The sequence below is a fragment of the Pseudomonas sp. P4_C8 genome (assembly GCF_056401975.1).
The window spans coordinates 43,278-64,125 of the sequence record NZ_JBFUIH010000024.1 but is presented as its reverse complement, the minus strand read 5'-3'; the positions used below and the strand labels follow the sequence as shown (position 1 = coordinate 64,125).

Genomic DNA, 20,848 nt, shown 5'->3' with positions numbered 1-20,848 from the left:
CAGTGGCAGTACGACGAGCCCCGCCTGGGTTTATTCCAGGCTTTGGGGAAAAAAGCTTCGCGAGCAGGCTCTGCCAGACACCATCACTGCACGCCTCAACACCCACCCCGACAACCCAACCGCTCAGACGCCCGAGGCACCGTGCACAACCTGCGCAAGGTTTGGCGCAACCACGCCAGATCGTGACTCGGTTTTTGGCGCACGTTTCGCGGTCTGAGCTTGCCAACGTGGTTGGCGAAATCCTGTTCCAGCGTCTGCCGAGTGCCAATGCCCTTGAGCTTCTTCAGCAATCTCCCGTCTTTGAAGAACAGTACGGTCGGCGTGCCGGTGACGTTCGGGTGCCGGGGTGATTTGCCGGTGTTCAACACATAGATGTTTGCGTGATGACGATATCGCTGGGCAACTTCGCGAAAGACCGGCTCCGCCGACTCGCACGCCGGACAGTCTTCGTTGCCGAAAAACAGAATAACCGGACGCCAGGTTTTTAACGCCTTACGGTAGACCGGAGCCAGAGATGCCAGGTGGGTTGTCGAGCTCATTGAAATCTCCTTTTCAAAACGACCATCGAGGTTTCCCGACGTTAAAGGAGGGGGCAGGGTGGGTCTACTGTCAGAAATTACAGGTGGCTTTTCCCTGAGCTGTGAACGATACGGCTTACTGCACCGCACGTTCAGTTTTCAATCTCCCCCAACATTCCCCCAAAACCTGTGGCACACTTTCTGCCGCCGGTTTCCGTTATTACCTACACGCGTCCGCTATAGCGGAATATGCATCTATCAGGAGAAACACTCATGAGCATTATCCGTTACGGCACCGGCAGCACCGCCGGTGGTGGCCAACCCCGTCCTTTCGCGCGCGCAGTTGAAGCCGACGGCTGGCTGCATGTGTCCGGGCAGGTGCCGGCGCTGAATGGCGAAATCATTGTCGGTGGTATCGTCGAGCAGACTCACCAGACCATGAAAAACCTGATCGCGATCCTCGAAGAGGCCGGTTATGGGCTGGAAGACGTGGTGCGCACCGGCGTGTGGCTGGAAGACCCACGGGATTTCTGGAGTTTCAATAAGGTGTTTTCCGAGTACTTCAGCCCGGAACATGCACCGGCGCGCGCGTGTGTGCAGGCGAACATGATGGTTGATTGCAAGGTCGAGATTGACTGCATCGCGTACAAGAAAAAGGCCTGAACCGAGTCGCGCCCATCGCGGGCAAGCCACGCTCCTACAAGAGCGCTGCAAAATCTGTAGGAGCATGGCTTGCCAGCGATGGCGGCCTAACCCGGCCACTTAGCATGGGAGCCTGAAGACATGACCGAAGACACCATCAAGCGTCGGGCACGCGGTCTGGACCGGGCGTTCGATATCCTCGATTTCCTCAAGGAAGTCGGCAAACCGCTACGCCCGAATGAAATTGCCAGCGGCATCGGCAGTCCCAAATCCACGGTCTACGAACTGGTCGCGTCTCTGCTGGAACGACGCATTCTCGAACCCGCGGGCAAGGACGGTCACGTCTATCTGGGCCGACAGTTGTACTTCCTCGGTCAGGCGCATTTGCGTCATTTCGACCTGACCCGCGAGGCCGATCACGCCTTGCAGGAGATCGTCAGCCAGACTCATGAAACCGCGCAAATGTGCCTGCTCAACGGGCGCAAATATACTGTGGCGCTGATGAAGGAGGGCGAGCGGCATTTCCGCATTTCCTCGGACATCGGCGAGAACGCGCCGATTCCCTGGACCGCGTCCGGGCGCCTGCTGCTGGCGCACTTGAGTGACGAGGAAATCATCGACCTGATCGACCACGACGATTTCATCCTGCCCAACGGCGAACGCCTGCCACTGGAGCAGTTTCTTGGTGAAATCCGTCAGGCCGCTATCGATGGGTTTTTCTCGTTCGATAGCGTCGCCGACACCTTTACCCATTGCTTCGCCGCCCCGGTCAAAGACCCCAGCGGCGTGGCCATTGCGACCCTTTGCATCGTTGCCCCACGGGCAGATGCCAAGACTCATTACAGCGACTATCGTCGGGTGTTGATTGACAGCGCCAACAACCTGGCCCGGCGTATCAACGAATAACAGCGGCTGTCTGCGGCCGCGAACGTGAGGAGTTCGACCATGTCTACTGCCCAAAACACTGCCGCCGTGGAAAAGGGCTTTGCCCATATCGGCGCCAACCTGGTCCGCGATGTCAGCCTGCCGGTGCTGGTACTGCACCGTGAGGCGCTCGAACACAACATTCGCTGGATGCAGGCCTTTGCCAGCAACAGCGGTGCCGAGCTCGCGCCCCACGGCAAAACCAGCATGACCCCGGCGCTGTTTCGTCGCCAACTGGACGCCGGCGCCTGGGGCATCACCCTGGCCAGTGCCACGCAAACCCGAGCGGGATATGCCCATGGCGTGCGTCGGGTGCTGATGGCCAACCAATTGGTCGGCACGCCGAACATGGCGCTGATTGCCGTTCTGCTGGCAGACCCGACTTTCGATTTTCATTGCATGGTCGATCACCCGGACAACGTCTCCGACCTCGGCGCCTACTTCGCCTCACGCGGTGTGCGCTTGAACGTGATGATCGAGTACGGAGTAGTGGGCGGTCGATGCGGTTGCCGGACTGAAGCAGAAGTCATCGCACTGGCCAAAGCCATCAACGCGCAACCGGCGCTGGCGCTGACCGGCATCGAAGGCTATGAAGGCGTGATCCATGGTGATCATGCGGTCAGCGGCATTCGTGATTTCGCTGCGTCTTTGGTGCGTCTGGCGGTGCAGCTGCAGGACAGCGGTGCATTTGCGATTGCCAAGCCGATCATCACTGCATCAGGGTCGGCCTGGTATGACTTGATTGCCGAAGAGTTCGAAGCACAGAACGCTGGCGGGCGTTTCCTGAGTGTGCTGCGTCCTGGCAGCTACGTGGCGCACGACCATGGCATTTACAAGGAAGCGCAATGCTGCGTGCTCGACCGCCGCAACGACCTCAACGAAGGCCTGCGTCCGGCAATGGAAGTCTGGGCGCACGTGCAGTCGATGCCGGAGCCGGGTTTTGCAGTGATTGCCCTGGGCAAGCGCGACGTGGCCTACGACGCCGGTTTGCCGGTGCCGCTGCTGCGTTACAAGGCCGGCGTGGTGCCGGCGAAGGGCGATGACGTCAGCGCCTGCAAGGTGACGGCGGTAATGGATCAGCACGCGTTCATGACTGTGGCGCCGGGGGTTGAATTGCGAGTGGGCGACATCATTTCGTTCGGCACCTCGCACCCGTGCCTGACGTTCGACAAGTGGCGTACGGGGTGTCTGGTGGATGAACAGCTGAACGTCATCGAAACCATGGAAACCTGTTTCTAAGGGCTGAGACCGAGGTGTGGCCTTCGCGAGCAGGCTCGCTCCCACAGGGATTGTGTGAACACTGAAAATCCACTGTGGGAGCGAGCCTGCTCGCGAAGGCGGCCTGCCAAACACCGCAGAAACACCGGACAGACTGAGAAAGAACAATGAACACCATCAACACCCTCGGCCCCAACACCCCGCGCATCGCCCTGATTGGCGAATGCATGATCGAACTGCAACAACGCGCTGACGGCAGCCTGCAACAAAGCTTCGGCGGCGACACCCTGAACACCGCCGTCTACCTGTCCCGTGAGCTGGGCACGAGCGGCGCTGTCGATTACGTCACCGCCCTGGGCGACGACAGTTTCAGCGACGCCATGTGTCAGAACTGGGCTGGCGAAAACATCGGCCTCGGCATGGTTCAGCGCTTACCGGGACGTTTGCCCGGTTTGTATTGCATCCAGACCGACGCGGCCGGCGAGCGTCGTTTCCTCTACTGGCGCAACGAAGCGGCTGTACGCGATTGCTTTACCACGCCGGCCGCCGCGCCGTTTCTGGCGGCGCTGCCGGATTACGATGTGCTGTATTTCAGCGGCATCACTCTGGCGGTACTCGGTGTGCAAGGTCGGGAAAAGTTGTTGGAAACCCTGATTGAAGCCCGCCAGCGAGATGCGCGGATCGTCTTCGACAACAATTACCGGCCGCGTTTGTGGGCGTCGGTTGAAGAGGCCCGCACGGCGTATCGCAGTGTGTTGCCCTTTGTGGACCTGGCGTTGCTGACCGTGGAGGACGAGCAGGCGCTGTTCCATTTTTCCGATTGCGATGCTGTGTTTGCCGCGTACGAGCAGATCGGTACGCCGGAGGTGGTACTCAAGCGCGGTTCAGAAGCGTGCCTGATTCGCTGTGACGGCGAGTCGTTTGAAGTACCGGCGCAGAAGGTTGAGCGCGTGGTGGATACTACGGCGGCGGGGGATTCGTTCAGCGCGGCGTACCTGGCCAGTCGGCTCAAGGGCGGGAGCGCGGTTGAAGCGGCTGAGGCCGGGCATCGGTTGGCGAGTCGGGTGATTCAGGTGCCGGGGGCAATCATTCCGAGATAGGGGGTGAATGGCCGTTTGCTGCGCAATCGGTTCGCGGGCAAGTCGAATCGTCGCACCGCCGCTCCCACATTGGATCTTCAGTGTTCACAAATCCTGTGGGAGCGAGCCTGCTCGCGATGAGGCCCGAAAGCCCACCGCTCAATCCCGGTAAAACACCTGCACCAGGTGATACCCGAATTTGCTCTTGATTGGGCCATGCACTACACGCAGCGGTTTCTTGAAAATCACTGCATCAATGACGCCGACCATCTGCCCCGGCCGCACTTCGCCCAAGTCACCACCGCGCTTGCCGGACGGGCAGGTTGAGTATTTTTTGGCCAGCACATCGAAGGCTTCGCCCTTGGCGATGCGTTGTTTGAGCTGCTCGGCTTCTTCCGAGGTTTTCACCAGAATATGGCGGGCTTGAGCTTTCATGGGCATACCTTGCATCGGTGGTGGCTATGTTGGTGCCAGCGGGGGGCGGGCGATTATGCCTCAACTCACTCGGGTTGGCCGATCATCGTGCGAATCTTGTTGGCCAGCAGGTCGATGGAGAAGGGCTTGGCCACCATGTCCATGCCTTCTTCGAGGAAGCCCTGGCGTTCGGTGGCCTTTTCCGCGTAACCGGTCATGAACAACACTTTGAGATCCGGGCGATGCTGACGGGCGATCTCCGCCAGTTGCCGCCCGTTCATGCCCGGCAGCCCGACATCGGTCACCAGCAGGTCGACGCGCAGGTCGGATTCCAGCAAGGGCAGGGCCGTCTTCGCATCTTCGGCTTCGTGTGCGTGGTAACCCAGCTCATTGAGCAAGTTGAGCACCAGCATGCGCACCGCCGGATCGTCTTCCACCAACACCACGGTTTCACCGGCAATCGCCGCCGGTGCTTCGCCCGTCACGGGTATCAATACGTCTTGCGGTTCCATGGCGTGCAGGCGTGGCAAGTACAAGCGCACGCTGGTGCCCTTGCCCGGCAAACTGAACAGGCTGACATGCCCGCCCGATTGCTGGGCGAAGCCGTAAATCATCGACAACCCCAGGCCGGTGCCCTGGCCGATGGGTTTGGTGGTGAAGAACGGATCGAACGCCTTGGCCAATATGGACGGCGTCATGCCGGTGCCGTTATCACTGACGGCAATCATTACGTAATCCCCGGCCTTGACCGGTTCCAGCGTGATGATGTCACCGCCGTCGAGGTAAACATTGGCGGTTTCAATCAGCAGTTCGCCGCCATCGGGCATTGCGTCTCGGGCGTTGATCACCAGGTTGAGCAGGGCGTTTTCCAGTTGGCTGACGTCGGTGCTGATCGGCCAGACTTCATCGGCCAGTTGCAACTTGAGTTCGATGTGTTCGCCCTTGGTCCGGCTGAGCAGGTCCTCCAGCGAGCGCACCAACTCATTGGTGTTCAGCAGCTTGCGATCCAGAGATTGGCGGCGGGAGAACGCCAGCAGGCGATGGGTCAGCGCGGCGGCGCGGTTGGCCGAGGACACGGCGGCTTCGGTAAAACGGCCGATCTCGTCGGTGCGCCCCTCGGCGATGTAGCGTTGCATCAAGTCGAGGCTGCCGATGATCCCGGTTAGCATGTTGTTGAAGTCATGGGCGATGCCGCCAGTGAGCTGGCCGACCGCTTCCATTTTCTGTGCATGGCGCAAGGCATCTTCGGCGCGCTCACGTTCGAACATCTCGTTTTGCAGACGCTGGTTGGCTTCAGCGAGCTGTTGAGTACGGGCAGCAACGCGCTCTTCCAGGGTTTCGTTGAGATTGCGCAAGGCTTCTTCGGTCTTTTTGCGCTCGGTTTCGTCGATCACAAAAATGTAGAACCCATTCACTGCGCCATCCGCACCGTGGCGCGGCAGGTAATTCATCAATGCCTGACGGAGGCTGCCGTCGCGGTGCGGCGTGCTGATGCTGAAACAGCAGGGTTTGCCCTTCAGCGCGTCGGCGATGTATTCGGCGCGCAAGGCATAGGCCTCATCACCCAGCACTTCACGAATGGTTTTGCCGTAAAGCTCCTGCGGCGTCAGCCCATACCAGTCCAGGTACGCGGAGTTGTTCAGGCGGAAACGCTCTTCACTGTCGACGTAGCTGATCAGGACCGGCATCGCGTTGATGATCAGTTGCAACTCGGTCTGGCTCTGGCGCAACGCCTGTTCGGTGTGTTTGCGCTCGGTCAGGTCCAGCGCCGCGCCGAGAAAACGCATCGGCCGGCCGTGGTGATCCTTGTAGCAACGCCCCCGGGCAAACACCCAGCGCAACTGGCCGTCGGGTTGCAGCAGACGATATTCCTCTGCGTACTCGGTGCCATGGGTGATGCAGTGCTTGATGCTGCGCGCAATCATCGCCCGGTCTTCCGGATGCACGCCTTGGAGGTAGGCGCTGATCGGCAACTGCCCGGCCATGCCCGGATCGACGCCGTGCAGTTGGGCGAAATGGGCGTCGGCGAGGAAACGGTCTTCGCCGATCTCCCAGTCCCAGGTGCCAACCGCGTCGGTAGCGGCCAAGGCCAGTTGCAGGCGCTGTTCGGTGTCGCGCTGGGCCTTGAGGCTGGCAGCCGAGCGCTGTTCCAGTTCAAGGGCGATGCGGCGGCGTTCGTTGGTTTCGATGGCGGTGACCAGAATCCCGGCTACCTCGGTGTTTTCATCGCGGATCGGGCTGTAGGTCAAATCCAGCCAGAAGTCGGAATCCTCACCGTCACGTTGCAAGGTAAAGCGTTGTTCGCTGTAGGTGCGCACCTGGCCCTGCAGGACGGCGCGGTAAATCGGGTCGGTAAAGTCCTGGAGTTCTGGCCAGATCTGGTGCGTCGGCTGTCCGAACGCGTGTGGGTGTTTGCTGCCGGCGAGGAGGGCGAAGCCATCGTTGTAGATCTGTGTGAGTTGCGGTCCCCATAGCAATAGCATCGGCATCGGTGAGTGAATCACGATGTCCACGGCAGTGCGCAGGCTCTGCGGCCAGGTGCCAGCAGCGCCCAATGGGGTGCGTGTCCAGTCCAGTCTGGCAATCAAGGCCAGGGCATCGCTGCCGGTGGGTGATGCGTTCATCCAGTGTCCTGCGTTTAAGTCGGTGTGGCGGCGTCTTCTATCTCGTAGGGCGGTAGACGCTGAATGACCCGTGTTGGGTCATTATTTTTTCATTGAATGCTTCGCGGGTGCTTTTTGCCATGGAAATCGATGTTTTCGCAAATCATCGGCTGACGCAGATATAACTGTGGGAGCGAGCCTGCTCGCAAATGCGGTGAATCAGTCGACATCAATGTTGGCTGACACATCACATTCGCGAGCAGGCTCGCTCCCACAGGGGATCTTCTTCAGTCCTGGAGTTCGGGGCGGTTGCGGAATTGTTCGAGCGCCTCCGGATTAGCCAGCGCATCGGTGTTTTTCACCTTATGTCCGTGCACTACGTTTCTGACCGCCAACTCGACGACTTTGCCGCTGATGGTGCGTGGAATATCGGTCACCGCGACGATCTTCGCCGGCACATGCCGAGGTGTGGTGTTGGCGCGGATGACCTGACGGATCTGCTGCTGCAAGGCTTCATCCAGTTCGACGCCGTCATGCAAGCGCACAAACAGTACCACCCGCACGTCATCCTGCCACTGCTGACCAATGGCCACGCTGTCCAGCACTTGCGGGACTTTTTCCACCTGACGGTAGATCTCTGCCGTGCCAATGCGCACGCCGCCGGGGTTGAGTACTGCGTCCGAGCGACCATGGATCATCATCGCGCCGTGCGGCAGTTGCTCGGCGTAATCGCCCTGGGCCCAGACACCGGGGAACTGGCTGAAATACGAAGCGTGCAGCTTTTCCTGCTGCGGATCATTCCAGAAGCCGATGGGCATCGCCGGAAAATGCCGGGTACACACCAATTCACCTTTCTCGCCGATCACCGGCTGACCATCCTCGTTCCAGACTTCGACCGCCATGCCCAGGCTCTTGCCTTGTATTTCGCCACGGCGCACCGGTTGGAAAGGGTTACCGTTCACAAAGCAAGAAACGACGTCCGTGCCACCGGACATCGAGGCCAGACACACGTCGGGTTTCAGGTCACGGTACACATAGTCATAACTCTGGGGCGACAGCGCAGAACCGGTGCAGAGCAGGGTTTTCAGACTGCTCAGGTCATGGCTTTCCCTTGGCTTCACACCGTTGCTTTCCAGCGTGGCGAGAAATTTGGGGCTGGTGCCGAAGACGCTGATGCGCTCATCGTCGATCAGGTCGATCAAGCGTTCTGGGCCGGGATGAAAAGGCGAGCCGTCATACAGGACCACGGCGCTGCCCACGGCGAGGGCCGAGACCAGCCAGTTCCACATCATCCAGCCGCACGTCGTGTAGTAGAACAACCGATCGCCGGCGCCGAGATCGCAATGCAATCCGTGCTCCTTGACGTGCTGCAGCAATACGCCGCCGGTGCTGTGGACGATGCATTTCGGCACGCCGGTGGTGCCGCTGGAATAGAGGATGTACAGCGGGTGCGCGAAGGGCACGGGGACGAAATCCGGTTCGCCGCCGACGTCGTAGAAATCCTCCCACAACGCCACGTTGGCGCGGGTATGGAAGTCCACGATGTGCGCCTGCGGCCGTGCATAAGGCACAACGATGAACTGCTGCAGCGACGGCAGGCGTTGAAGAATTTCGTTGATTTTGCCGGTCTGGTCGATGTCCTTGCCGGCGTAGCGGTAACCGGCGCAGGTGATCAGTACTTTCGGTTCGATCTGGCCGAAGCGATCGATCACACCTCGAGTGCCAAAATCCGGAGACGAGCAGGACCAAATCGCCCCCAGGCTGGTGGTGCCGAGCATGGCCACCAGTGTTTGCCAGGTGTTGGGCATGCACGCCGCTACACGATCGCCAAGGCCGACCCCCGCAGCGATCAAGCTGTGCTGGAACCCGGCCACATGCTCCGCCAGCTCAGCCCAGGTCAGGTGTTCGCGCTGGCCGTTCTCACCAATGGCGATCACCGCGATGGCATCGTCGCGACGGCGCAGCAGGTGTTCGGCAAAGTTCAGGGTGGCGCCGGGGAACCACCGGGCGCTGGGCATTTGCGGGCCCTCGACCAGCACCGCGTCCGGTTGATCGTGAAAACGGATATCGAAGAAATCGACGATGGCTTGCCAGAAATCTTCGCGCTGATCGATGGACCATTGGTGCAGGGCCGGGTAGTCATCGACGTGGACATGATGTCGATGACTGATGGAGCGCCGAAAGGCCTCCATGCGCGACTTGCCGATGCGTTCGGTGCTGGGTTGCCAGAGGATATCGGACATGGCTTGGCCTCTTGTTCTAGCTTCAGATCCATTCGCGAGCAGGATCGCTCCCACATTGAAATGCCATCCCCTGTGGGAGCGAGCCTGCTCGCGAAGAACGATAACGCGGTCTAGTGGCGGATTACTGCGCCAACCACCCACCATCAATATTCCACGCCGCGCCACGCACCTGGCTACCGGCCTCGCTGCACAAAAACAGCACCAGTTCACCCAGCTGCGGCGGGGTGACGAACTCCAGCGACGGCTGTTTCTCCGCGAGCAAATCATGTTGGGCCTGCTGCGGATCAATCCCGGTCGCGGCGCGGTCATCGATCTGCTTCTGCACCAACGGCGTCAACACCCAGCCCGGGCAGATCGCATTGCAGGTCACGTGCGTGGTTGCAGTCTCCAAACCGACCACTTTGGTCAAGCCGATCACTCCATGCTTGGCCGCCACGTACGCAGCCTTGCCCACCGAACCCACTTGACCATGCACCGAGGCGATGTTGATTATCCGCCCCCAGTTCTTGGCCCGCATGCGCGGCAGGCACAGGCGGGTACTGTGAAACACCGACGACAGGTTGATCGCGATAATCGAGTCCCAGCGCTCCACGGGAAAGTCTTCCACCGACGCCACATGCTGGATGCCGGCGTTGTTGACCAGAATGTCGATCCCACCGAACTCACGCTCGGCGTAGTCGATCATCTCGGCGATCTGCGCCGGGTCGCTGACGTCGGCCGGGTGATGACCGACCTTGCCGCCGAACTGCTGGACCTCGGCAATTACCTTGGAGGCATCACCGAAGCCATTGAGCACCACGTTGGCGCCGGCCTTGGCCAGGCTGAGCGCAATGCCCAGGCCGATGCCGCTGGTGGAACCGGTGACCAGTGCGGTCTTGCCTGTAAGAGTCGTCATGAATACCTCACACAATGCCAGTGGCGTAGAAAGTGCCGATGACCACGAAGACCGCCAGGGTCTTGATCAGCGTAATACAGAAAATGTCTTTGTAGGCTTCGCGGTGCGTCAGGCCGGTGACCGCGAGCAAGGTAATCACCGCGCCGTTGTGCGGCAGGGTGTCCATGCCGCCACTGGCCATCGCGGCCACGCGGTGCAGCACTTCCAGCGGTATGTTGGCCGCATGGGCCGCCGCAATGAAGTCGTTGGCCATGGCCGCCAGGGCGATGCTCATTCCGCCCGAGGCAGAACCGGTGATGCCCGCCAGTACCGTCACGGTAATGGCTTCGTTGACCAGTGGGTTCGGAATGCTCTTGAGCCAGTCCGCCAGCACCAGGAAGCCTGGCAGCGAGGCGATCACCGCCCCAAAGCCGTATTCCGACGCCGTGTTCATCGCCGCCAGCAACGAACCGCTGACTGCACTTCGACTGCCTTCAGCCAACTTGCCGCGAATCGCCTGAAAGCCGAATACCAGCACCAGGATGATGCCCACCAGCAACGCCGCCTGAACCGCCCAGATCGCCGTCAGCTTGGCGATTTCGGTGGTCACCGGCGCGGCCATGCCGGGCAGCTGGAGGGTGTGGGTCTTGCCATACCACTGCGGAATCCACTGGGTGAATAGCAGGTTCGTGATGCCCACGGCCAACAGCGGTGACAGGGCGATCCACGGGTTAGGCAGTTTGATATCGAGCGCCGTTTCCGGCTCGTTGCGCAACTCAGTGCCATAGCCTTCGCCAGAGCGCTGGGCCTTGTTGCGCTGGCGCTGAAGAAACAGCATGCCGGCGCAAAACACGAAGATCGCGCCGATCAAACCCAGCCACGGCGCCGCCCAGGCGGTGGTGTTGAAGAAGGTGCTGGGGATGATGTTCTGGATTTGCGGAGTGCCGGGCAGGGCGTCCATGGTGAACGAGAACGCGCCGAGGGCGATAGTCGCCGGGATCAGACGCTTGGGGATGTTGCTCTGGCGGAACATTTCAGCGGCAAACGGATAGACCGCGAACACCACCACGAACAGCGACACGCCGCCGTAGGTGAGCAGGGCGCAGACCAGCACAATCACCAACATCGCTTGGCGCGTGCCGAGCAGGCGAATGGCGGCGGCGACGATCGAACGTGAGAAGCCGGACAACTCGATCAGTTTGCCGAACACGGCACCGAGCAGGAACACGGGGAAATACAGTTTGATGAACCCGACCATTTTCTCCATGAACACCCCGGTGAAGACTGGAGCGACGGCGGAAGGGTCGGTGAGGAGGACGGCGCCGAGGGCGGCAATCGGGGCGAAAAGGATAACGCTGTAGCCACGGTAAGCAGCCAGCATCAGCAGCGTGAGGGCTGCCAAGGCAATGATCACACTCATGGTGTGTCTCCTGGATTGTTATTTTTGTAGGGTGGGTCTTTTGTGGGAGAGGGCTTTAGCGAGATTCGTGCCAGACACTTAGGTCATTGAAATATAAGGATATTTGTTTTGTTTTTGATGGGTTTTCGAGATGCAAATCTCTGATTTGAGACTTGTTCGGCAGTGATGGCCTCATCGCGAGCAGGCTCGCTCCCACAGTTTGACCGAGTCACCCATGAAAATGCGGTCCCCTGTGGGGGCGGGCTTGCCCGCGATGGCCTGTCTAATAATGGAGATTTGTGTCTCTTTATGGAGATTCTGCAATCCCCAACGCCACCATCTTTTTGTACAAAGTCGACCGCCCCAACCCCAGTTGCGCAGCCGCTTCAGTCACCTTGCCCCCGCATTGCGCCAGGGCGGATTCAATTAGCTGCCGGTCAAACCGCGCCCGAGCTTCACTAAACGTCTCATGTGCAACCGGCTCAATCATCAGCGGTGTCGAGCGCTCCACTGGCGTGAAGGTGCCAATCGCCGCACGAATCTGCGCCGCATCCAGCACCAGATCATCACTGAGTAACGCTGCCCGCTCCAGGACGTTGCGCAGTTCGCGAATGTTCCCCGGCCATGCGTGCTGGCTCAACAACGCCAGCGCCTCGCGGTTCAGTTCATGCTGACTGCGCAATTCCTCAAGGATCGCTTCGCTGAGCGCCGGGATATCGTCGAGACGATCGCGAAGGGGCGGCACGTGGATCGGCAGCACGTTGAGGCGGTAATACAAATCCGCGCGAAACTCACCGCGTTTGATCGCCGCCTCAAGATCGGTGGACGTTGCGGCAATCACCCGCACATCGCTCTGGATCACTTCGTTGGAACCAACCGGCTCGAATTCCTTTTCCTGCAAAACCCGTAGCAGTTTGCTTTGCAGCGGCAGCGGCATGTCGCCGATTTCATCGAGAAACAACGTGCCGCCCTGGGCGATCTGCAACTTGCCGGCGCGGCCCTTGCGGTCGGCGCCGGTAAACGCGCCGGGGGCGGTGCCAAAGAATTCCGCTTCCAGTAGCGATTCGGGAATCGCCGCGCTGTTGATGCTGACGAAGGCTTTGTGCGCACGTGGCGAAGCGCTATGGATCGCCTGGGCCAGCAGTTCCTTGCCGGTGCCGGTTTCGCCGAGCAACAACACTGGCGACTCGGCGCTGGCGCTACGTCGGGCGCGACGTTTGACTTCAAGGCTGGCGGCGCTGGTGCCAATGAAATGGGCGAAGTTGTACTTGGTTTGCCGCGCCCGCAGCAGCGAACGGGTGGACGCCAGTTCTTCCTGCATGCTCATGTAGCGCTTGAGCATCGGCGACAGGCTACGCAATTCGTCGAACAGCGCAAAACCAATGGCGCCGATCACCACGCCCGCATCGTCGTGAATTGGCAGGCGCATGACCACCAGCGGCTCTTTGGGTGCGTCCTGCATGTCCAGCAAAATCGGGCGCCCGGTGCGGACCACCTCACGCAACAGGCTGCCGGGGATCACGCTTTCGCAGGACTTGCCGATGGCACCTTCTGCCGACTCCAGACCGAAACGCCGGGCATATCGTTCGTTCATCCAGACGATGTTCGCATCGCGGTCGACAATCACCGTGCCTTCGCTGGACTGCTCGATGATCTCGAACAGCGAACGGATCGCCAGCAGGCGGACCCGTTGGTAATCCTTGAGGCTTTCAGTGGTGTTCATGAGTTCTTATCCAGAATGTGTGGTGACTGGGCGGGCCTCATCGCGGGCAAGCCCGGCTCCCACAGTTCCGTTGTGTGACCACTCTATTTGTGAACACAGCAGAACCTGTGGGAGCCGAGCTTGCTCGCGATATGGGCGACTCGGTCTAACTGCCTGTTGAAATTATGCCTACCGCGGATGCGCCGCCGCCAACAGCTCTTTGGTGTACGGGTGCTGCGGCGAATCAAACACGTCATGGCTGGCACCGCTTTCCACCACTTTGCCATCCTTGATCACGATCATGTCGTGGGCCAAGGCGCGTACCACCGCCAGGTCATGGCTGATGAACAAATACGTCAGGCCGTGTTTTTCCTGAAGCTGGCGGAGCAGGGCGACCACTTGTTTTTGCACGGTGCGGTCTAGCGCCGAGGTCGGCTCGTCCAACAGGATCAGCGCCGGTTTCAGCACCAGTGCCCGGGCGATGGCGATTCGCTGACGTTGGCCGCCGGAGAATTCGTGCGGGTAGCGATGACGGCTTTGCGGGTCGAGGCCGACTTCTTCCAGTGTCCGAATCACTTCGGCCTTGCACTGTTCATCGGTCAACTGGCTGTGCACCTCAAGGCCTTCGCTGATGATCTGTGCCACTGACATCCGTGGGCTGAGGCTGCCATAAGGGTCCTGGAACACTACCTGCATTTTCTTGCGCCATGGCCGCAGTTGCTTTTGCGTCAGGCCATCCAGTTCTTCGCCCTGAAAGCGAATACTGCCTTGGGAATCGAGCAGCCGCAGGATCGCCTGCCCGAGCGTCGACTTGCCCGAGCCGGACTCACCGACGATGCCCAGTGTCTTGCCACGCTGAATATTGAGGCTGATGCCATCCACTGCGGTGAGGTACGTCTTGCGCTGAAACAAGCCGCCGCCGAGGGGAAATTGCACGCGCAGATTGTCCACTTCCAGCACGTTCTCGCGCTCGTCGCGGGGCAGGGCTTCGCCCTCTGGTTCGGCATTCAACAGCACGCAACTGTAGGGGTGCTTCGGCTCGGTGAAAATCGTTTCGCAAGTGGCCTGTTCGACGATTTCCCCATCCTTCATCACGCAGACACGCTGGGCAATGCTGCGCACCAGGTTGAGGTCATGGCTGATCAGCAACAGTGACATGCCGAGCCGTTGTTGCAGCGATTTGAGCAGGATCAGAATCTTGCGTTGCACCGTCACGTCCAACGCCGTGGTCGGTTCGTCAGCGATCAACAACTCCGGTTCGCAGGCCAGGGCCATCGCGATCATCACGCGTTGACGCTGGCCGCCCGAGAGTTGATGGGGGTAGGCCTTGAGCCGCTCCTTGGGCTTCTGGATGCCGACCAGGTGTAACAACTCAAGAATCCGCGCTTGTGCCGCTTTGCCGGTCAGGCCTTTGTGCAGCAGCAGGGTTTCGCCGATCTGCTTTTCGATGCTGTGCAGCGGATTGAGCGATGTCATCGGCTCCTGAAAAATCATCGCAATGCGGTTGCCGCGCAATTCACGCAGCACTTTGGCCGGGGCGCCGAGCAGTTCCTTGCCGCGATAACGGATGCTGCCGGTGGATTCTGTGCCGGTTTCGGGCAGCAATTGCAGGATCGAATGCGCCGTCACCGATTTCCCGGACCCCGACTCTCCGACCAGTGCCAGGCATTCGCCGGGGTGGATGTTCAGGCACAGATTGCGCACCACGGTTTCGCCATTGAAGGCGACGCTGAGGTCTCGGATTTCGATCAAGGGGGTACTCATATCAACAGTCCGCTTCAGGATCTTGGATCGAAAGCATCACGTAATGCCTCGCCGATAAACACCAGTAAAGAAAGAATCAGTGCCAAGGTGAAAAACGCTGTCAGCCCTAGCCAAGGCGCTTGCAGGTTCTGCTTGCCCTGACCGATCAATTCGCCGAGGGATGCGCTGCCGGCCGGCATGCCGAAACCGAGGAAGTCCAGTGCTGTCAGGGTCGAAATCGCCCCGGTGAGAATGAACGGCAGGTAACTGAGGGTCGCGTTCATGGCGTTGGGCAGAATGTGCCGCACGATCACTTTGCGATCCGTCAGGCCCAGCGCCCGGGCGGCTTTGACGTATTCCAGGTTGCGCCCGCGCAGGAACTCGGCGCGCACCACGTCGACCAGCGCGAGCCAGGTAAACAGCGCCATGATCCCCAGCAACCACCAGAAATTCGGCTCGACGAACCCCGAGAGAATGATCAGCAGGTACAGCACCGGCAGCCCGGACCAGACTTCCAGCAAGCGCTGGCCGATCAGGTCGACCCAGCCGCCGTAATAGCCTTGAAGGGCGCCGGCGGCAATGCCGATCAGGGCGCTGACAAAGGTCAGCATCAACGCAAACAGGATCGACACTCGGGCGCCGAAAATCACTCGGGCCAATACATCCCGGGCCTGATCGTCGGTGCCCAGCCAGTTCACATTCGAGGGCGGACTCGGCGCCGGTTTGTTGAGGTCGTAATTGGGTGTGTCGTCACTGAAGGGGATCGGCGGGAACAGCATCCAGCCGCCGTCCTTTTTGATCAGTTTCTGCACGTAGTCGCTGCGGTAATCCGCCTGAAACGGCAGTTGCCCGCCGAACGTCTGCTCAGTGTGGCGCTTGAACACCGGGAAATACCATTGCCCTTGATAGCTGACCACCAGCGGCTTGTCATTGGCGATCAACTCGCCGCCCAAGGTCAGCACAAACAGACCAATGAACAACCACAGCGACCACCAACCCCGGCGATTTTTCTTGAAACGTTCAAAACGGCGACGGCCCAACGGCGAGAGCTTGAACATCAGGCATTCCTCGCGGCGAAGTCGATACGCGGGTCGACCAGGGTGTAGCAGAGGTCGCCGACCAGTTTTATCAGGAGGCCAAACAGTGTGAAGATAAACAGTGAGCCAAACACTACTGGATAGTCACGCGAGACGGCGGCTTCATAACTCATGCGGCCCAGGCCATCAAGGGAGAAAATCACCTCGATCAGCAAGGAGCCGGCGAAAAACACGCTGATGAACGCCTGCGGAATGCCCGACACCACCAGCAGCATTGCATTGCGGAATACGTGCCCGTACAGCACCCGACGTTCACTCATGCCTTTGGCGCGTGCGGTGATGACGTACTGGCGGGTGATTTCATTGAGGAACGAGTTTTTGGTGAGGATGGTCAGGGTGGCGAAACCGCCGATCACCAGCGACGTCACTGGCAGCACCAGGTGCCAGAAGTAGTCGGCGACTTTGCCCACGGTCGACAGCGACTCGAAGTCGTCCGAGACCAGCCCGCGCACCGGGAACCAGTTCAATGAGGTGCCGCCGGCGAACACCACGATCAGGAACATGGCGAACAGGAACGCCGGCATGGCGTAGCCGATAATGATCGCGGTGCTGCTCCAGATATCGAAATGGCTGCCGTGGTGCACGGCCTTGCGAATACCCAGGGGGATCGACACCAGATAGGTGATCAGCGTCGCCCAAAGCCCGAGGGAAATGGTCACCGGCATTTTTTCCAGGATCAGGTCGGTGACCGTGGCGCCACGGAAGAAGCTCTTGCCGAAGTCCAGCCGGGCGTAACTGGTGAGCATCAGCCACAGGCGTTCATGCGCGGGTTTGTCAAAACCGTATTGTTTTTCAATGTCCTTGATCAGCTGCGGGTCGAGGCCCCGGCTGGCGCGCGAGGTGCCGGACATGGTTTCGCCGGATCCGCCACCGACTGCCGCGCCGCCGATGCCTTGCAGGTGCGCAATGGCCTGTTCCACCGGACCGCCCGGTGCCGCCTGGACGATGACGAAGTTGACCAACAGAATGATCACCAGCGTCGGAATGATCAGCAGCAAACGCCGCAGTATGTAAGCCCACATCAGTGCGGCCCTCCGGGTTTGCCACGGCTGATTTGCTCGGCGGTCATTTGCTGGTTGGTCAGCGGCGTGGTGCTTATTTCCCACCAGCTCTCAATGGCTTCGTCATTGCTGGCCTGCTCGTTGGGCCGGCCGAACCGGTTCCACCAGACGGTCGATGTGCCCGGCGGGTAATAGTTGGGAATCCAGTAGTAGTTCCATTGCAGCACCCGGTCGAGCGCGTGGGCGTAACGCAGCATCTCGGGCTGGGTGGTGGCGTGGACCAGTCCGGTGATCAGTGTGTCGACTGCCGGGTTCTTCAGCACCATGTAGTTATTGGCGCCGGGATCGTTGGCCGAGATCGAGCCGAAGTAATTGAACAGTTCACCCCCCGGTGAGGTGGTGACCGGGTACCCGGTGACGATCATGTCGTAATCGCGGCTCATCAGGCGATTCACGTACTGCGATGAATCGATACGGCGGATGTTCATGTCTATGCCGATCTGTTTCAGGGTGCGCTTGTAAGGCAACAGCAATCGGTCCATGCCGTTCTGGCTGACCAGGAAGGTAAAGCTCAGCGGCTTGCCATCGGCGTTGACCAATTGATCGCCATCAGGTTTCCAGCCGGCCTGTTCGAGCAGGTCCAGCGCTTGCAATTGCTTATCGCGAATCACACCGCTGCCATCGGTTTTCGCTGCTTCGAAGACCTGGGTGAACACCTCATCGGGGATCTGCCCGCGTAACGGCTCAAGAATGGCCAGTTCCGCTGCATTGGGCAGTTGCCGCGCAGCCAGGTCAGTGTTGGAGAAGTAGCTCTGCTGGCGGATGTACATGTCGCGCATCATCTGCCGGTTGCTCCATTCGAAATCCCAGAGCATGGCCAGTGCCTGGCGCACCCGGCGGTCCTGGAAAATCGGGTTCTGCAGATTGAAGACAAATCCCTGCGCCGGCTGCGGCGCATCGGTAGCCAGGTGAGCCTTTTGCAGGCGCCCGTCGCTCAGGGCAGGGCTGTCATAGCCGATGGAAAAGCCGGTGGCGGAGAATTCGCGGTTGTAGTCATAGGCCCCACCCCGTAGCACCTGGCGCGCGACGTCGGTGTCACCGAAGTATTCGATGCTGAAGCGATCGAAGTTATAGAGGCCGCGGCTGACGGGTAAATCCTTGCCCCACCAATTGGCGTCGCGCTCGAACGTGATGCTGCGACCGGAGTCGACTTTGCCCACCTTATAAGGGCCGCTGCCCAAAGGCGCCTCGTACCCGCCACCGTTGGCGAAGTCGCGGGTCTTCCACCAATGTTCGGGAAACACCGGCAGCGTTGCGATGTCGAGGGGCAGGGTACGGTTTTCGTTACTTTTGAAATCGAACCGGACGGTCAGAGGCGATTCAACTTCCACGCCTTTGACGTCAGCGAATTGGGTGCGATAGCGCAGGCTGCCCTGGGTCATCAACAGGTTGAAGGTGTAGCGCACGTCTTCTGCCGTGATCGGTTTGCCGTCTGCAAAGCGCGCCTTGGGGTTGAGATAGAAGCGCAGGAACAGACCGTCGTCCGGGCGCTCCATCTTTTGCGCGACGAGGCCGTACACGGTATAGGGCTCATCCAGCGAGCGCTGGGCCAGCGGCGAGTAAAGCAAACCATCGATTTGGGTGACGCCAATGCCCTTGTCGATGTACGGCAGGATATGGTCGAAATGCCCGATTTCGATCGCCGAGCGACGCATCGTGCCGCCCTTGGGGGCCTGCGGATTGGTGTAGGCAAAATGACTGAAACCGGCGGGATATTTCGCGGGTTCGCCGTACACGGTCAACGCATGTTGCGGTGCTGCATCCACACCGGCGGCGCCCAATAGCAGCACCACGGCAGTGAACAATAAAGTGGGGAAAGCCAGTCGCATTGTCAGCCTTAGAGCCGGAGGATCGAAAACCACAATTTGTACGCTAGCGGCGCGTCCCTCGCCAGCCTAAAAACGTATCTGAAACACAACGGCCCACCAAAAGGCGGGCCGTTATGCGTAAAGCCTGGCGGATCGATCAGTCCTGACGACTGGTCACTTCCAGCAAGTGATAACCGAACTGGGTTTTCACCGGGCCTTGTACGACGTTGAGTGGAGCGCTGAACACCACGGCGTCGAATTCCTTGACCATCTGGCCAGGACCGAACGAACCCAGGTCGCCACCTTGACGGCTGGACGGGCAAGTGGAATTGGCTTTGGCGATTTCGGCGAAATCAGCGCCGCCTTCAATCTTGGCTTTCAGTTCGTTGCACTTGGCTTCCGAGGCAACCAGGATGTGACGGGCAGTGGCTTTAGCCATGGGAAATACTCCTTTCAATGTTCAGTAAAGTGCGGAGCCTACCGGATTCAGTGGTCTATTTCTCGTCAAAGTTCCGGACAGATTACAGGCCGGCGTTTTTCAGGCGCTCGGCATGCTGCACATACAACGCAACGGGATCGATGGCTTTGCGGCTATGGCCATCTGAATGGCCAAGGCTGCTCAGATGATCCAGCGGATAGTCGGAGCGGATGACTTTGCCCAAATGTGAGCTGTAACGGCCGACCATGCCGTCATTTTGCTCCGCTTCCGTGGTGAAATAATGGGAAAAAGCGCGAAGGAACCCGTGCAGCGGGTCGAGCGCATTGAGCCCTTCGTCGAGAAGGGTTCCCTGTAACGTGCCGCTCCAGGAGTAATAACGCACGCCGTTAACCAGTTTGCGGCCCTTGCCACCCCAGGTCTTTGGTAACCCTTGAGGATACTTATCGTTGAAAGCGCCGACGCCTTCGGTGGTCAGCGCATTGAGCGCGGCGACAGCGTTCTGCGGCAGGTGAGCGTTGCCGCTGAGCAACGACACAAAATCGGCGTACAGCGTCGCCACCGTCGCGGCGACATGTTCCGGAAGTCGGCCGGGCGTCAGTGCCTTGCGCAGGTAATCGGCCAGTTCCGAACCGTGGTTCGGGCCGCTGACGGAGGTCACGGACGCAATGGCATGGGGGGCCATCGCCGCCGCATAACGTGCGGCCAATGCCCCCTGGCTGTGGCCGATCAAGTTGACCTTGCTGGCGCCGGTTCCTTCCAGCACCCGGTCGATCTGTGCCAGCAGTTGGTCGCCACGTGCTTCGTTGCTATGGGTAGCCGACAGGTGCGGGATGAACACTCTGGCCCCCGCACCTCGCAGGGACTGCTTGACGTTATGGAAGAATTCGGTTGTGCCGATGCGATCGAAGCCAAAGAGGCCGTGGATCAGCAGGATAGGGTACTGGGTGGTTGCATTCCGTAGCATGTTCATTCCTTTTTCGCGGTCGTTCAGAGGTGTGCAGATGGGCTCACTCTAAAGCACCCCAGCGCTTCGGCGGTGTATGAGGAATCCGCTGTAACCTGCTGAAAAAGGTATAGAAAACGT

The 20,848-nt window shown here is 59.9% G+C and carries 17 protein-coding genes; 4 read left to right on the top strand and 13 right to left on the bottom strand.

Annotated features, from left to right (window positions below):
- Positions 1–95 precede the first annotated feature (95 nt).
- Complete coding sequence (locus AC1DWM_RS16765; protein ID WP_223513175.1) at positions 96–539, bottom strand: thioredoxin family protein; 444 nt, start codon at positions 537–539, stop codon at positions 96–98.
- Between the two features lie 252 nt (positions 540–791).
- On the opposite strand from AC1DWM_RS16765, the gene AC1DWM_RS16760 reads away from it, so the two are divergent.
- The 4 genes from AC1DWM_RS16760 (at position 792) to AC1DWM_RS16745 (ending at position 4,402) form a co-directional block, all read left to right on the top strand.
- Positions 792–1,181: a RidA family protein gene (locus AC1DWM_RS16760; RefSeq protein ID WP_223513178.1), complete on the top strand. Its 390-nt coding sequence runs from the start codon at positions 792–794 to the stop codon at positions 1,179–1,181.
- A gap of 120 nt (positions 1,182–1,301) precedes the next feature.
- Entirely contained in the window at positions 1,302–2,066 is a 765-nt protein-coding gene (locus AC1DWM_RS16755; protein WP_477795712.1) for an IclR family transcriptional regulator, read from the top strand.
- Between the two features lie 39 nt (positions 2,067–2,105).
- Positions 2,106–3,323, top strand: a complete 1,218-nt coding sequence (locus AC1DWM_RS16750) for an amino acid deaminase (protein WP_223513182.1) — start codon at positions 2,106–2,108, stop codon at positions 3,321–3,323.
- Between the two features lie 146 nt (positions 3,324–3,469).
- Positions 3,470–4,402, top strand: a complete 933-nt coding sequence (locus AC1DWM_RS16745) for a sugar kinase (protein ID WP_223513184.1) — start codon at positions 3,470–3,472, stop codon at positions 4,400–4,402.
- Positions 4,403–4,540: 138 nt separating this feature from the next.
- On the opposite strand, the gene AC1DWM_RS16740 is transcribed toward AC1DWM_RS16745, so the two are convergent.
- The 12 genes from AC1DWM_RS16740 to AC1DWM_RS16685 all read right to left on the bottom strand — a co-directional run bounded on the left by AC1DWM_RS16740 (position 4,541) and on the right by AC1DWM_RS16685 (position 20,728).
- Entirely contained in the window at positions 4,541–4,816 is a 276-nt protein-coding gene (locus AC1DWM_RS16740) for a peptidylprolyl isomerase (RefSeq protein ID WP_007898282.1), read from the bottom strand.
- Between the two features lie 65 nt (positions 4,817–4,881).
- Positions 4,882–7,419 (bottom strand): hybrid sensor histidine kinase/response regulator, encoded by a 2,538-nt coding sequence (locus AC1DWM_RS16735; RefSeq protein ID WP_477795711.1) that lies wholly within the window; start codon positions 7,417–7,419, stop codon positions 4,882–4,884.
- A 266-nt stretch (positions 7,420–7,685) separates the two neighbouring features.
- Positions 7,686–9,641, bottom strand: coding sequence for an acetoacetate--CoA ligase (locus tag AC1DWM_RS16730; RefSeq protein WP_477795710.1), 1,956 nt, complete (start codon positions 9,639–9,641; stop codon positions 7,686–7,688).
- A gap of 121 nt (positions 9,642–9,762) precedes the next feature.
- Positions 9,763–10,536: a 3-hydroxybutyrate dehydrogenase gene (gene hbdH / locus AC1DWM_RS16725; RefSeq protein ID WP_223513193.1), complete on the bottom strand. Its 774-nt coding sequence runs from the start codon at positions 10,534–10,536 to the stop codon at positions 9,763–9,765.
- Between the two features lie 7 nt (positions 10,537–10,543).
- On the bottom strand, positions 10,544–11,935 hold the full coding sequence (locus AC1DWM_RS16720) for a GntP family permease (protein ID WP_223513196.1): 1,392 nt from the start codon (positions 11,933–11,935) through the stop codon (positions 10,544–10,546).
- Between the two features lie 286 nt (positions 11,936–12,221).
- Entirely contained in the window at positions 12,222–13,637 is a 1,416-nt protein-coding gene (locus AC1DWM_RS16715) for a sigma-54 interaction domain-containing protein (RefSeq protein ID WP_477795709.1), read from the bottom strand.
- A gap of 168 nt (positions 13,638–13,805) precedes the next feature.
- Positions 13,806–15,380, bottom strand: a complete 1,575-nt coding sequence (locus AC1DWM_RS16710) for an ABC transporter ATP-binding protein (RefSeq protein WP_477795708.1) — start codon at positions 15,378–15,380, stop codon at positions 13,806–13,808.
- 14 nt (positions 15,381–15,394) lie between these two features.
- A complete protein-coding gene (locus AC1DWM_RS16705) occupies positions 15,395–16,417 on the bottom strand; it encodes an ABC transporter permease (RefSeq protein ID WP_223513211.1) in 1,023 nt (340 codons plus the stop codon).
- Complete coding sequence (locus AC1DWM_RS16700; protein WP_223513213.1) at positions 16,417–17,478, bottom strand: microcin C ABC transporter permease YejB; 1,062 nt, start codon at positions 17,476–17,478, stop codon at positions 16,417–16,419. The genes AC1DWM_RS16705 and AC1DWM_RS16700 overlap by 1 nt, the downstream gene beginning before the upstream one ends.
- On the bottom strand, positions 17,478–19,346 hold the full coding sequence (locus AC1DWM_RS16695; RefSeq protein WP_223513215.1) for an extracellular solute-binding protein: 1,869 nt from the start codon (positions 19,344–19,346) through the stop codon (positions 17,478–17,480). The genes AC1DWM_RS16700 and AC1DWM_RS16695 overlap by 1 nt, the downstream gene beginning before the upstream one ends.
- A gap of 136 nt (positions 19,347–19,482) precedes the next feature.
- The gene (locus AC1DWM_RS16690; protein ID WP_223513228.1) at positions 19,483–19,764 is read right to left on the bottom strand and encodes a peptidylprolyl isomerase; all 282 of its coding nucleotides are present in this window, start codon (positions 19,762–19,764) and stop codon (positions 19,483–19,485) included.
- An 82-nt stretch (positions 19,765–19,846) separates the two neighbouring features.
- Entirely contained in the window at positions 19,847–20,728 is an 882-nt protein-coding gene (locus AC1DWM_RS16685) for a lipase family alpha/beta hydrolase (RefSeq protein WP_477795707.1), read from the bottom strand.
- Between the last annotated feature and the right edge of the window lie 120 nt (positions 20,729–20,848).